This window comes from Virgibacillus alimentarius (genome assembly GCF_017874635.1).
Classification (GTDB): Bacteria; Bacillota; Bacilli; order Bacillales; family Amphibacillaceae; genus Virgibacillus_B; species Virgibacillus_B alimentarius.
Map to the genome: position 1 here is coordinate 1 of NZ_JAGIKX010000019.1, position 14,362 is coordinate 14,362.

Below are 14,362 nucleotides of genomic sequence, written 5' to 3' on the forward strand. Positions count from 1 at the left end.
ATACTCAAGAGATTGAACCGCCGTATACGGAACCGTACGTACGGTGGTGTGAGAGGTCGACTAACCAAGTAATGGTTAGTCACCTACTCGATTTAGTTGTCTCTGCTTTTTTAGGTGTACCGTGCATTCAACTTATATGGATGAAAACCATCTCTTACAATTCATTTTCGCACGCCCGAATACATTCGTTTAAATCCTGACTAGCATGTTCTAACTTTTGCTTCGATTGTTCATTTTCCATCATATCCATTGCATGATCAAGATGCGACAGCGCGCTTTCACATTCATTAATGCATTCTTGAAGATGTTGTGTATGTGGCATGAAAAACCCTCCTTTTCCCCCTTATATTCTCCGTGTGATAAAAAAATATTCGACAAAATGCGGGGAGTGCCAGGCACCCTCCCAGGGGCGCCACCACTTCCATTCTACTTAAACAATTTCTGTGCAAGTTCAATGAATGCTCGTACTGCAGGGGATGCTTCTTCTACAGAAGGGCAGGAAAGTCCTAATGTCCGCCATGACATAGGTTGAATGTCGCGTATGGTGATGCCGGGTTCATTCATCGGTAATGCCAATTCAGGCCCGATGGTGATGCCGAGTCCTTCTTTGACCATGTTCAGTATGGTGGAAGCGCCTTGTACCTCAAATGCAATATTTGGCTTTAATTCTTCTTTATCAAACATGCGCTTTACAATTTCCTCCGATCCTGCTTTTGTCAAAATCAATGATTCCCCTGTAGCCTCCTCTAACGACACAACATCTTTTATTTCTAAAGGATGGCCTACTGGAAGGACAACAACCATTTTATCTTCTACTAGCGGGGTTAATTCTAAATTTTCGTGGGGAAGGGAGGAGAAGCCAACATCAATAATTCCGGATAACAGCCATTCATTCACCTCATGATAGGTTCCCTCAAAGAGACTCAGCTTAACTTTTGGGTAATGAGACTGATAAAAAGCGAGCATTTTAGGTAATAGATGTGCAGACGCACTTGGAAAACTTCCAAGACGGATGGTGCCACTTTCTATTCCAGTGATTGCATCGACTTCTTCGGAAATACTACTGACCCGTCTGAGAATTTCCCTCGCATGGATGAGAATGCGTTCACCGATTGCTGTTAAATATAATCCTTTGCGCCGATTACGAATAAAGAGCTGACAGCCGAGTTCTTTTTCAAGACCTGCTATCGCGTGACTAACCGCTGATTGTGTCATATTTAAATAGTGAGCTGCCTTTGTAAAGCTCTCTGATTCAACCACTTGGACAAAAATTTCAAATTGTGTAATAGTCATGAGTAACACCTCATCTTAATCATGAAATATATTAATTTGATTCATTATAGCTCTATCCCGTATAATATAGCAAGAGCGTTTAAAAATCATCTTAAGTAAGATTTGCCGTATAGGAGTGAATCATATTGAAAAAATTTCTGTCGTCCCTGCAATGGGCGTTATTTATTTTGATGGGAAGTATTGTAGTCCCTGTTGCCGTTGCTTCAAGCTACGGATTGAGTCCAGGTTTAACCGTGGAATTTGTGCAACGAACATTATTCGTACTTGGTATGGCTGGTATTTTACAAACATTATTTGGACATAAACTCCCCATCCAAGAAGGACCAGCTGGTCTTTGGTGGGGTGTTTTTTCATTGTATGCAGGCCTTGGTCCTGTTTTATTTGGTTCCCATTTGGAAACACTTCGGGCACTGCAGTTCGCGTTTATCTTAAGTGGAATTATTTTTATTGTATTTAGTTTATTCGGATGGGTTGAAAAAATAGCAAGCTACATCAGCCCAACCGTGGTTGGAGTGTATTTAATCCTCATGGTCGCTCAATTAAGCGGATCATTTCTACAAGGGATGTCCGGACTAAACGGGGATTCTAATGTTATTCAGCCGACAGTATTAGCACTGTCTCTTGGAATTGTTGTGCTTTCCTATATGTTTATGAGGCTTTCACGATTTGGGCATTATTCCGTATTATTTACGATCGTCTTCGGTTGGATTGTGTTCTCTCTCTTTGATTTAACAAAACCAATTATTAACGTTACGGAAACGTTTAAACTTCCGGAGATATTTGCTTTTGGTACACCATCGATTGAACCAAATATGGTCATTATGGTTGTCTTTATTACCTTTTTATTACTCGCCAATATGCTGGCTTCTGTTAAGGTTGTTCAACATGTTATGGAACGTGAAAAGGTACATTATGAAAAAAATCGTCTGAAAGAAACAGGGATTATTTCAGGTGTGAACCAATTGCTTGGAGGATGCTTTTCTGCAATTGGAGCCGTCCCGATTTCAGGGTCAGCGGGTTTTATTATGACAACCAAAATAACAAGTAAACTGCCGTTCCTGCTCGGATCGCTTGCAATTGTCGCAATAAGCTTCGTGCCATCGATTACAGCTTTTGTTGCGTCGATACCAGAAGCTGTCGGATATGCAGCGATTCTGCCCGTTTTCTCAAGTATTATCAGCTTGGCATTTCAAGAATTCGATTCGGTGGAAAACAAACAAATCTTATACCGAATTGTCAGTGTCTCCCTATTTGGAGGCATTGGAGTAATGTTTATCCCGTCCGAGGCATTCACCAACATGTCACCAACGCTAGCATCTATATTAAGTAACGGCCTCGTATTTGGAGCCATCATCGCCGTCGTGTGCGAGGCGCTGTTGACAAGGAAAATTGATAAGGAGAAACAATGGAAGAGTGCGTAAAAATGGGAGATAGACCCATGTGAACATTTCATATGGGTCTATCCCTTTTTAATGTTATTCGACAAAATACGGGAAGTGACAGGCACCCTTTAGAGGTCTGCCTCTTTCATTGCCTCTAACACAGCGAGCAAGTAATTCCAAGTATTCAGAGCGGAGGATATACTTATGTGTTCGTTTGGCGTATGGGCATCATAAATATCAGGGCCGATGGAAATGGCGTCAAGTCCTGGAATTTTATCGATGAAAATACCGCATTCAATTCCTGCATGAACCGCAATGATTTCAGCATCTGTGTTATATTTTTCTTTGTGGACTTTTTCAAATACCTTTCTGATCTTGGAGTCGGGATTATATGGCCATTCCGGGTAATCCAAGTCAGTCATAAAATGGCATCCCGCCAATTCTGCGGCAAGTTTCGATCTGGCAACAATATCTTCTTTCAAACTTTTTATGGAGCTCCTTATATCACTTTCAAACACGATCTCCTTATCAGATGTGGATACAATTCCCAGATTCGTCGAGCTTTCTACCAATCCTTTTATTTCCATACTCATGCTTTGAACGCCATTAGGAATAAGCATTAAGGAAGTAATCGTTTTATGTTTCGTATCTTGTGAAAAAACGTTGGAAGTATCCGGTATCATTCTTTCCAAGCTAATTAAAATAGTTGGATCGGAAGCATGCAGTTCATTTTTTAATAGTCTGTTCCATGCTTCTATTTTATCTTTTAAATGTTGAATGTTATTCTGATGAATTAAAATGACCGCATTCATCTCACGGGGAATAGCGTTTGGTGCAGAACCTCCGTTTATCTCTTGCATCAAGTAAGGAACATCCGTTAATTGATGTAAAAAACGCCCCATTATTTTAGCGGCATTGCCGCGTTCTTCGTGAATCGACATCCCTGAATGGCCACCTTTTAGTCCACCAACTGTAATGCGGAAACCTGTCAAGTCGTCTTCGGTCTCTTCCCAGGTGATCGGAGCGCGTTGAATTGCTTTTACTCCTCCCGCACTGCTGACTAATAATTTATGATCTTCTTCAGAATCCAAATTAATTAAAACCTTTCCTTCAAAATGATCGGGATCAACTGCAAAAGCACCGCCCATGCTTGTCTCTTCTTCGGTTGTGATGACAACTTCCAGCGCCGGATGTGGGGTGGTTTGTGCACCCAGTAATGCAAGCGCGTACGCGACAGCGATCCCATTATCAGCTCCTAATGTTGTGTTTGTTGCATAAAGCATATCTCCATCGACTCTTAATTGCAGCGGATCTTTATTAAAATCATGTTCCGTATCATTGTTCTTTTCACAAACCATATCCATATGCCCTTGAAGGATCACTGTTGGAACATGTTCGTAACCGGGGGTTGCTTGCTTTTTGATGATGACGTTTAATGCATCATCCTGAATGACTTCCAGGTCTCGTACATTTGCAAAATCGACTAGATAATCACTGATTCCCTTTTCATTGCCAGTGCATCTCGGTATTTTTGTTATTTCTTCAAAATAGGAAAAAACGATTTCTTGCCTTAGCTCTTCTAAATTTTTATACATGTTATCACCCTTTCTAGCTCCATGAAGTAAACATTGCAATAACAAGGTACTGCATCTGATTTATGTTTTATTTTATCATAAATAAGAGGATCAGACTTTATGGAAATCGCTCACATAAGGTCTGATCCACACTAAAATTATTCGACAAAATTCGGGTGGTGCCAGGCACTTCTCTAGAAAAGGGCCAGACTACATGTTAAAACTTCACATGTAATCTGGCCCATAAATTTAAATTTTCATCACATTTTCTCGCTCTTGGTTATCTAGGATTTTGTGATCGTATATACGTCCGTTATCTAAGATAATTGCAGGGCGTAATAGATCATTTTGTTTCTCCTTCCCTTTCATGATAAGGGGCAAATACTTTTTAACTTCGTTACTAATGGATTTGGAAGCTGTTTTGTAAAAGATGCTTGGCGTATGATCGACGACATAATGAAGAACACCGTCCACTATGTATGTCGGGTTTTCTATTGTTGTTGGAATGCTCGTTTCGATCCCTAATCCTTCATCACAGCTTATATCAATAATCATGGAATCTTGTTTCATCTTTTTTACATTTTCCTTATAAATAATGTGGTCTGTACGGCTGACATCCCAAGTAATCGCGTTTACAAGCACATCATACTTACCTGCTTCTTCTCGGAATAAATCTTCCGTTCTTCGATCGTACACAGTTACATCTGCACCAAGACTGATTAATATTTTATACGCACCACGTGCCACATTTCCTCTTCCTAAGAGCGCAACTTTTGTATCATACGGCATTTTTCCATGACAGGTAAACGCCTGCATGATCGCCGCTTCACCCGCAATTTCATTATTTCTCCAGAATATATGTCTTCCTTCTTCATGCATATCTTCCCAAGCAATAGCAGTCAGCCGTTTTGACAAAAATGTATCGGTAAGTTTCTTATTTTGTACGGCGTGAATCCATCCAAATACAATTTGTCCGTCGGAAAGCTTTTCAATATAATCAGCATCCCCGGCTTTTGGATCACAAATAATATCTTGCTTTAATACTTCTTCTCGACTAACGACATGGACACCTACATTTCGCAACATCTTGTCGGACACGGCAAACGATTCCCCGTATCCTCTTTCAAAAAATAACTTGTCCTTATGATCCATTTTCGCAATATCTTGAAGGATCATTGCCTGTCTATGTTCATTTTCTTTACAATTTAATGGAAATCCTACTGTTCTAATCAAATAAATCCCTCCAATTAATTTTCAAAACAAAATCCATCTAGATTTTCTAGCTTTCATAAAAAGCTAGGATGAAAATAATTGCAGTTCATACATTTAATCGAATCCTCCCATCATATCATTCCCCTTTGCTTATCGGCTTAAGCAAGGGTTTAATGTGATTTATGATTCCTCTTTTGAAGATATAGGGACAAAATCAATGTTAGATTGAAGAATAGATCGTTTGAGGAAAGAGCCGATATCATGTCTTCCTATTTAGTATAACATAATTCTGATTTTTGGGATTTTAATGCTATACGAATGAACGTGAAAAGAGAGGCAGACCTGATGCAAAGCTTGGCATCAGGCCTGCCCCTCGCCTGAAATTATTCGGCAAAATTCGGGTGGTGCCAGGCACCCGCCAGAAGGCACCCGCCGCCAGTTTCAAACTTCCTGAACGTTTCGTTGATAGGTATTCCACTGGTCTTGTATTTTGGATCTTCCTTTTTGAATTTGCGGATGGAACTGAATGTAAGCATGATCTCTGGTTGTTTTTACATGTTGGATGGCATCCATGATCTTATAGTCTAAGCTACGAATACCGTTATTTCTAGCAATGGAAAGTCCCGCTACATGTCCTTGTGCTGCGGCTACTTTCGCTCCTTCGATACCTGTTATATTTCCTGCTACATATAGTCCATCTAACGTTGTTTCCATTTCTTCACTATGCAAAGGAACATATCCACCAAGCTCTTCCACTAAATAAAAGGGGCAGCCGGCAATCGCTGCGAGTTCTGCCAGTGGATATAATCCGCCGGCGATGCAGACGAAATCAGCAGCAATGTTTTCTTCAGTGCCGGGGACAACATCACCTTTTGAATTAATCGTTGCTAGGGTTACCCCTTCTACTTGATTTTCACCGTAAATTTCGATCACAGCTTTTCGAAGTTGGATAGGAATATCCCACATTTTCACACCATTCTTTGGATAGAAGGCAGCGCCCATTTTTTTCATGAAGTCACCTTTCATGAATTTACTTCCTAATTTAACAAACGGAGAAGGGGCCATATGGGAAACATGAAGGAGCGAGTCCATCACTTCTTTTGGATGTGCTTCCACGTCAGTAACTTCCGACATTCTTGGCAATGTAAGGCTTGCTACTTCCACACCAGCAAGCTGAAGTTCCATGGCAATTGCAGCTGAAAGTACATTGATTCCAATAATAACACCGCGTTCGCCAGGCTTCACACGATGAACATTTGTCATGACCTGTGCAGCTCCAACTGACATGACGCCAGGAAGTGTCCATCCTGGTACAGGAACAGGGGACTCTGCCGCACCTGTTGCAAGTAAAAGGTTAGAAGTTTGCAGCACCTCTTTCTCCGTATAAATGACCCACATGTCATCCAAATACTCAATATTGGAGACAGCGGTACCAAAACGGAACTGCACCCCCAGATCAACAGCTTGCTGAAAGAGTCGCTCCGATTCTTTGATTCCGTTCCACCATTTGCCATCCGGCTGTTCATAAAGCTGTCCCAGTAGCCGGCCGCCGGCTCTCATGTATTCGTCAAGAACAATGACATCAAGTCCATTTTCAGCACAAGTGACTGCTGCTGTTAAGCCAGCAGGTCCGGCACCGATAATGATTCCGTTATGCATTTTCATACCTCCAATCTCGAACTGGAGTAGGGAGCGGCGCTGGACTCTCAATTACCATGCCTTCTTCAAGTGGGGTCAGGCAAGCTCGTTGGCCTTGCTTTCCATTGATGATTACTCTGCATTCAAAGCAATGTCCAATATTACAGTAAATTCCCCGTGGTGTCCCGCTTTCCTCGTGATAACGGAGCGTGCGGACACCGTTCGCTAACAAAGCTGCTGCAATTGGTTCGCCTTGTAATCCCTTATATTCTTTTTGGTTAAAGGTAAAAGAAATCTCTTTTTGACTTTTTTGTCCGCCAAGTATCGGATGATCCAGAATTCTTCGGTCTGTCATTTATGCTCCCCTCCTAAATCCGCAAAGCTAACAGGACGTACGGGCGGCTGATATTTTAAAGGAATGATGTCCTTTTCTTTTTGTTTCTCTAAACTGCTGGCAATTTTGTCAACTGCGCTCCGGCAGGTTCTCCCGCCGCAATATCCCATTCCTGCTCTTGTTCTCAGCTTCAGCTCTCTAGCTGTACAATTATATTTTTCTTTTGTTTTTTTTAAGTCAGCATACGTTACTTCTTCACACCTGCAAATTATCATGTTGTTTTTCTGCAAATGAATCACCTCATTTTTGTGTCTTGTTAGAAATACATGCAAGAATCACGCCAAAAAATGAGCATTAAGGTTTTATTCCTAATTTTTTCATTCGATTATAAAGTGTCGCCCTTGTGATTTGAAGATTTTTTGCACATGATAATTTTTCTCCATTTGTTTTTTTCAATTCCTTTAAAATAATTTCTCGTTCCAATTCTTGTAGACGCTCTGCTAATGAACGAGTTTCTTTTTCTGAAAAAATAGAAGCATTTACTCCTTTTCCATTACTTGCTTGGGCCATGTGGTCAACCTCAAATGGAAGCACTTCTTTTTTGATTTCTCCTTCTTCCGAAAATACAACTAAGCGCTCGACAACATTTTTTAGTTCCCTAATGTTTCCGGGCCAATCATAGGAAAGGAGTGCCTGCATCACTTCCTGAGAAATTCCGTGGATGGGCCGGTTATATTTAATGGATATTTCATATAGGAAGTAATGGGTTAACTCAATAATATCCTCTGGTCTTTTCCGGAGTGGAGGGATTTCCAAGCTAACAACATTTAAGCGGTAATATAAGTCTTCTCTGAACTTACCTTCTCTGATAAGTTCCTTTAAATCACGATTTGTCGCGGCTACAACGCGAAAATCGACCTCTATTTCTTTTGTTCCGCCAACAGGATAAAACTTCCTTTCTTGCAATAAGCGAAGGATTTTCACTTGCATCTCCAGAGGCATTTCACCGATTTCATCCAGAAATAATGTGCCGCCCTTTGCAAGTTCTACCTTTCCTTTTTTACCTTTTTGATGGGCTCCAGAGAAGGCACCTTTTTCATAACCAAAGATTTCACTTTCAAATAATTCGAAAGGAATCGCTCCGCAATTAATAGCAACAAATGGTGCATTTTCACCTTCACGAATGTTGTGAACTGCTTTTGCGAAAAGTTCCTTGCCGACCCCACTTTCCCCGTAAATTAAAATATTGGTCTCCGTTGTGGCTGCTTTTTTTGTCATGTCCAGCGTCTGTTTTAGAGCGGAACTATTTCCTCGTATCCGTTTAAATGGATCATCTGCGAGTTTTAGTTTACTGACTTCTTTCTCCAAGTGAAATACTTTTTCAGTTGCTTGGTGTAATTCATTATTCAGCTTGATTTGACTAGTAATATCTGTTTCGGAAACGACTGCTCCGATAATTTTATCGTGCAGATAGACCGGTTTTGAATTAATTAAAACAACAAGATCCTCACGCGCTTGATGCTGGCTATGCTTTAAGGAGGTACCATCTTTCAGTGTTTGCAGTAATGCCAGTCTGTTCGTTTGGAAAAAATCCCTTATCGGTTGCCCGAGGATGTCCGGTTGTTTTACAGAAAATATCTTTTCAGCACCTTCTGTCCAGATTAAAACGTTTTCATTAGCGTCAATAACGGTACAGGATGTATCAATCGTGTCCAGGACAGTTTGGAAGTAGGCTTGAACTTCCAAATGAGCTTTTGCCAGTTGTTTAAAAAAAGTAGTGTCATGCAGATAGCCAATGTATCTTCCTTGATCATGAACTAAAAGCGTGTCAAAATCTGCAAAATAATCAATGATTGTCGCTAAATCTGTATGGATGGATATCTCCCGACACGCTGAAAATATAAGGTGGTTTACATCATCTTGTTCGTTTACACGGTATATGTGCTCATTCTGCTGGATAAAAACACTTTTAGGGGAGGCTGCTTTTACTTTTTCTTTTAAATGTGCTTCATTTTTTTCAGAGAGTAATCGAAAATCCTTACATATAAACTTCTTTAAGTTCGTTTGTAAAAATTCCATCCTATATAAACCTCCATAAGAGTTTTGTGTATAAATATTTTTACACTTTCAAATTATTTTTACATAAAACGACAAGAAATGCAAGATACTTTGGATTATTCTCGCAATTTATGTTTTGGCATGGAAGTTGCATTTATAAAAAGGGAAAGGAGGATTTTTTATGAAAAATGCACTCCATCGCGATGTAGTCGTCATCGGAGGAGGAATTATCGGAGCAGCCATTGCTTACTACAGTTCAAAAGCAGGCCTTGATATCACTGTTCTTGAAAAAAATGAGCTCGCTAGTGGCACATCCTCAAGATGCGATGGAAATATTTTAGCGATCGATAAAGATCCTGGCTTTGATAGTCAAATGTCACTAAAAAGCCAGCAGCTGGTACATGAACTTAGCAAGGAATTAGAAATTCCATTTGAATACCGGAACCCAGGAAGCATTCTTGTCTGTGAAAATGATGCGGAAATGGATGCAGCACAAAAGTGGGTGAACCAGCAGCAGGAAGCAGGGCTGGATTTTAACATGCTGGATCGTCAGGATTTACGGAACGAATCAAACTATTTTGCGGATGATTTATACGGAGGACTAGAGTGTCAAACCGATGCAACAGTCAATCCTTATATGTTGACGTATTCTCTGTTTCACAATGCGAAAAAGCAGGGTGCGAAAATTCATACGAAAACAGAAGTGAAAAATCTTTATAAGCATCCTGAAAATCAATTTGTGATTGAAACAAGTAAAGAAACTTTTACAGCAAATAAAGTGATCAATGCTTGTGGTGTATGGGCGCCGGTGATTGGAAAAATGGTAGATGTTTCGATTCCAATCCAGCCCAGAAAAGGACAGCTGATTGTTGCTTCTAGACAGCACCCAGTCGGCTTAAGAAAAGTAATGGAATTTGGTTATCTGATTTCCAAATTTGGTGGAGAGAGGCAAGTGGATGCTGAAACAGAAAAATACGGTGTTGCGCTTGTGTTTGAGCCAACCGAAAGTCAAAACTTCTTAATTGGAAGTAGTAGGGAATTTGCAGGATTTGATACGAAAGTAAATCATGATGTAACGAAATACATTGCCAAACGAGCGGTTCGATTTTATCCGAAGATTGCGGATATGACAGTCATTCGAACTTATGCAGGGCTGAGGCCTTGGACAGAAGACCATCTGCCGATCATTTCCCATGTTGATGAGGTTCCTGGATTTTATGTTGCTGCTGGACATGAAGGGGACGGCATTAGTCTTGCGGCTGTAACAGGAAAAGTGATACAGGAAATGCTCCAGGAAAAGGAGACATGTATCCCGACAGAACCACTTCGCTATGATCGCTTTAAAGAAAGGGTGTTCAACTAGCATGAATTTTCAACGACTATTTTCAACCATTGATACACATACAGGAGGAAATCCAACGCGAACAGTGATCAGTGGACTGCCTCCACTGAAAGGGAAAACGATGTCTGAGAAAATGCTGTATATGCAGGAGCATTATGATTGGATCCGAAAATTTTTAATGAATGAACCAAGAGGGCATGATGTGATGTCGGGTGCACTGCTTACCGACCCATGTCATCCGGACGCAGATGTAGGTGTGATTTATATCGAGACAGGCGGCTACCTTCCGATGTGCGGCCATGACACGATTGGCTTTTGCACCGCACTGATCGAGGCAGGCCTGATCGAAGTGATGGAACCATATACACAGATCAATTTGGATACTCCTGCAGGGCTCGTGAAAACGAAGGTGAAAGTAACAAACGGAAAAGCAGAAGAAGTGAGTTTTGCGAATGTACCTGCATTCCTATTGAAATCGATTGTGATCGATGTAGAAGGAATTGGTGAAGTAGCATGTGATATTGCTTATGGTGGAAACTTTTATGGAATTATCGATGCACGCAAACTTGGACTGGACTTGGTAAAAGAAAATGCTTCAACCATTATTGATCAAGCAATTACCATTCGAAACGCGATCAATGAAAGGGAAGATGTTATCCATCCGGAACATCCATTTATCAATGGATTGACACATATTGAATTTTACACCGATCCTGTACACCCCGATGCAGATGTGAAAAATACAGTTGTTGTTCCTCCGGGAGGCATTGATCGTTCACCATGTGGTACAGGGACGTCGGCGAAAATCGCTACGATGTTCCATCAGCATGAAATTGGCATAAATGAAACATTTGTCCATGAAAGTATTGTCGGATCACTATTTAAAGCACGCATCCTTGAGACAACAAATGTAAACGATTACCCAGCCGTTCTTTCAGAAGTGACTGGATCTGCGTGGCTCATGGGGATGCACCGGTTTTTCTACAACGAACGTGACCCCTTGAAAGAAGGATTTTTACTCATTCCTCCAATGGACAACAAACGAAAAGAGGAGGGTGTATAAATGAATATCGAAAAAATGTTTACGACCATTGATACACATGTAGCTGGGGAAGCATTTCGAATTGTGATCCATTCGCCGATTGATTTAAAGGAATCAGATATTAAGCTTAATGATGCCATTTTACATGACCATTTTCAAAGGGAACGGGATTTTTTATTGAACGAACCTAGAGGGCATCGTGGAATGAATGGCTGTATCGTTCTCCCGTCGAAAGTTGCAGATTATGGGCTCCTATTTTTCAATCACACTAGTAGCGGAACTTTCAATTACGGGGCACTGGTAGCATCCGTCACGGCACTGCTTGAAACAGGAAATATAGCAAAAAAAGAAAATGAAGCATATACCATCGAAACCGTTCATGGGATTTATCGCGTGAAAGTGAAACAGGAGAATCAGGAAGTAACATCTGTTTCTTTTGAGGCAGAAGCATGCCAAGTAATTGAGAAAACACCGGAATTCACACTTATGCAAGTCGATGCATCACGAAATTATGCGATCTTTTCACTTCCTGAAATCGTAGAGAAAATCAGTCTAGATTATCTTTCCGATATCCAAAAATGGGGAAAAGAAGTGTCTGAAAAATTAAAAGGGGAGGCCATTCCATTTGAAGGAATTGTCATGGTAGATGCTAGCGGATTATCAGCGAATACGGTTCGTTCGGTTACTTTTGAAAAAGATGGAACGATCCTGCGTTCACCAGGGGCGGATAGCACACTTGCCATTTTCGGTGCATTTTTAAGCATAGATCATGTGCTTGAGCAACTTACGAATTACAGTATTTTTGACAGTGAGCTAACTGCTCAATTCGTACCTCGTTCAAAGCATCTCATGTCGATGGAAACGGAAGGATTTGTTACAGGAATGCATCAATTCATCTATGATCACACAGACCCGCTTCAAGAAGGATTTTTATTGAAATAATGGCAGGGAGTGTTTTTCATAGACGTTTATGAAAAATATTGCCGCTTTCATAACAAAAAAACGAGTAAAAAGGAGCGTGCAAAATGAGTACGGATAAAAGATTACCGACCCTGGGAGAAGTGCTATTTGTATTGATTGCCTTTGTTTCTATTATGTTCTTATTCGTAGTTCAATTTGAGATTCCCATTCAACTGGCTCTTTTGACGACATGGTTTGTCATTATGATTGTTGGACTCCGAATTGGATATTCGTATGCAGAAATGCAACAAGGAATATTAAAAGGTATCACAGATGGTCTGGAAGCCGTACTAATCTTAATTTGCGTTGGAGCTTTGATTGGCACATGGATAGCCGGCGGGATTGTACCCAGTATTATTTATTACGGATTATCTATTATCCACCCAAGTATTTTTCTACTGGCTGCATTTATCATTTGTGCAATCACTTCACTGGCGACTGGAACATCGTTTGGTTCTGCCGGAACTGCCGGTATAGCGATGATGGGAATTGGAATCAGCTTTGGTTTCCCGGTTGCGCTTGTGGCTGGTGCAGTGATTTCCGGCTGTTATGTCGGTGATAAGCTTTCTCCATTATCCGATACGACGGTAATGACAGCATCGCTATCAAAAGTAAACGTCATTGAACATATTAAATCGATGCTATTTGTCAGCGGACCAGCGTTTGTTATTGCCGGGATCTTATTTTTAATCACAGGATTTTTCTTTATTGACAGCAGTGGAACAATCGAGCAAGCGGAAGCAACAATGGCTTCCTTAAACGATTTTTTTCAGATTAACTGGTATATGTTAATTCCGGCTGCCATCGTTATTGCGTTACTGATATTAAAAAAACCGTCTATTCCAGTTATTTTATTTGGTGCACTACTCGGATCGATATGGGCATATCTTTTTCAAGATGTTGCCTTGCTTGATGCGATCAAGGGTCTATATTCCGGAAATTCGATTGATTCGGGTGTAGATTTTATCGATAATCTCTTAAACCGTGGCGGCATTGTCTTCATGCTGGACGTCATCGCCTTGATTCTCTTTGCACTGGGCGTAGGTGGATTAATGGAGCAGACCGGTATCCTGAAAGTGATCTGTATTAAGCTGCTTTCTTGGGCAGACAATGCAGGGAAAACAACGATATCTACCATTCTAGCAGGATTTTTCGGTAATTTCTTTGGTGGAGCTGCCTATGTATCGGTTATTACCGCAAGTAAAATCACAGAGGAAAATTACGATCGCCTGAACATCGACCGCCGGATACTTTCCAGAAATACCGAAGCAGGCGGAACAGTAACTACACCAATGGTCCCGTGGTCAGATGGCGGTGTGTTTATGGCGACTACACTTGGCGTTTCTACCATAGCATACCTTCCGTTTCTATGGTTCAACTTTTTAGTAATAGCCATCTCCATTTTATATGGCTTTACAAATAAATTTATCTGGTACACAAAGCCAGAAGAAAAGACAGAAGAACAAGATTCAGAAAGAGCATTACCTTAGATGGTGCCTTTTAGATGGTGCCTGGCACCACTCGAAT

Annotated in this window: 13 protein-coding genes; 5 read left to right on the forward strand and 8 right to left on the reverse strand. The window is 40.8% G+C overall.

Annotated elements, in window-relative coordinates; translation table 11 throughout:
- Positions 1–154 precede the first annotated feature (154 nt).
- Both J2Z81_RS10105 and J2Z81_RS10110 read right to left on the reverse strand, forming a co-directional pair.
- Positions 155–322, reverse strand: coding sequence for a hypothetical protein (locus tag J2Z81_RS10105; protein WP_156947660.1), 168 nt, complete (start codon positions 320–322; stop codon positions 155–157).
- A gap of 104 nt (positions 323–426) precedes the next feature.
- A complete protein-coding gene (locus tag J2Z81_RS10110) occupies positions 427–1,293 on the reverse strand; it encodes a LysR family transcriptional regulator (protein ID WP_029266360.1) in 867 nt (288 codons plus the stop codon).
- A gap of 125 nt (positions 1,294–1,418) precedes the next feature.
- On the opposite strand from J2Z81_RS10110, the gene J2Z81_RS10115 reads away from it, so the two are divergent.
- Positions 1,419–2,714 (forward strand): purine/pyrimidine permease, encoded by a 1,296-nt coding sequence (locus J2Z81_RS10115; protein ID WP_226371266.1) that lies wholly within the window; start codon positions 1,419–1,421, stop codon positions 2,712–2,714.
- Between the two features lie 89 nt (positions 2,715–2,803).
- Here J2Z81_RS10115 and J2Z81_RS10120 read toward each other — a convergent pair whose 3' ends face one another.
- The 6 genes from J2Z81_RS10120 to J2Z81_RS10145 form a co-directional block, all read right to left on the reverse strand.
- Positions 2,804–4,270 carry an aminoacyl-histidine dipeptidase gene (locus J2Z81_RS10120; protein WP_226371267.1) on the reverse strand — a complete coding sequence of 489 codons (1,467 nt, stop codon included), beginning with the start codon at positions 4,268–4,270 and terminating at the stop codon, positions 2,804–2,806.
- Between the two features lie 228 nt (positions 4,271–4,498).
- Complete coding sequence (locus J2Z81_RS10125) at positions 4,499–5,482, reverse strand: N(5)-(carboxyethyl)ornithine synthase (RefSeq protein WP_226371268.1); 984 nt, start codon at positions 5,480–5,482, stop codon at positions 4,499–4,501.
- A 420-nt stretch (positions 5,483–5,902) separates the two neighbouring features.
- Positions 5,903–7,120, reverse strand: a complete 1,218-nt coding sequence (locus tag J2Z81_RS10130; RefSeq protein WP_029266352.1) for an NAD(P)/FAD-dependent oxidoreductase — start codon at positions 7,118–7,120, stop codon at positions 5,903–5,905.
- Entirely contained in the window at positions 7,113–7,454 is a 342-nt protein-coding gene (locus tag J2Z81_RS10135) for a (2Fe-2S)-binding protein (RefSeq protein ID WP_226371269.1), read from the reverse strand. Before J2Z81_RS10135 ends, J2Z81_RS10130 begins: the two co-directional genes overlap by 8 nt.
- The gene (locus tag J2Z81_RS10140; RefSeq protein ID WP_084178912.1) at positions 7,451–7,708 is read right to left on the reverse strand and encodes a (2Fe-2S)-binding protein; all 258 of its coding nucleotides are present in this window, start codon (positions 7,706–7,708) and stop codon (positions 7,451–7,453) included. Before J2Z81_RS10140 ends, J2Z81_RS10135 begins: the two co-directional genes overlap by 4 nt.
- Before the next feature lie 79 nt (positions 7,709–7,787).
- Positions 7,788–9,512 carry a sigma-54 interaction domain-containing protein gene (locus tag J2Z81_RS10145; RefSeq protein WP_226371270.1) on the reverse strand — a complete coding sequence of 575 codons (1,725 nt, stop codon included), beginning with the start codon at positions 9,510–9,512 and terminating at the stop codon, positions 7,788–7,790.
- 160 nt (positions 9,513–9,672) lie between these two features.
- Between J2Z81_RS10145 and J2Z81_RS10150 the strand changes: the two genes are divergently transcribed.
- The 4 genes from J2Z81_RS10150 (at position 9,673) to nhaC (ending at position 14,325) form a co-directional block, all read left to right on the forward strand.
- On the forward strand, positions 9,673–10,854 hold the full coding sequence (locus tag J2Z81_RS10150; RefSeq protein ID WP_029266346.1) for an NAD(P)/FAD-dependent oxidoreductase: 1,182 nt from the start codon (positions 9,673–9,675) through the stop codon (positions 10,852–10,854).
- Between the two features lies 1 nt (position 10,855).
- Complete coding sequence (locus tag J2Z81_RS10155) at positions 10,856–11,896, forward strand: proline racemase family protein (protein WP_029266344.1); 1,041 nt, start codon at positions 10,856–10,858, stop codon at positions 11,894–11,896.
- Positions 11,897–12,817, forward strand: a complete 921-nt coding sequence (locus J2Z81_RS10160) for a proline racemase family protein (protein WP_226371271.1) — start codon at positions 11,897–11,899, stop codon at positions 12,815–12,817.
- An 83-nt stretch (positions 12,818–12,900) separates the two neighbouring features.
- Positions 12,901–14,325: a Na+/H+ antiporter NhaC gene (gene nhaC / locus J2Z81_RS10165; RefSeq protein WP_226371272.1), complete on the forward strand. Its 1,425-nt coding sequence runs from the start codon at positions 12,901–12,903 to the stop codon at positions 14,323–14,325.
- Positions 14,326–14,362: the final 37 nt, after the last annotated feature.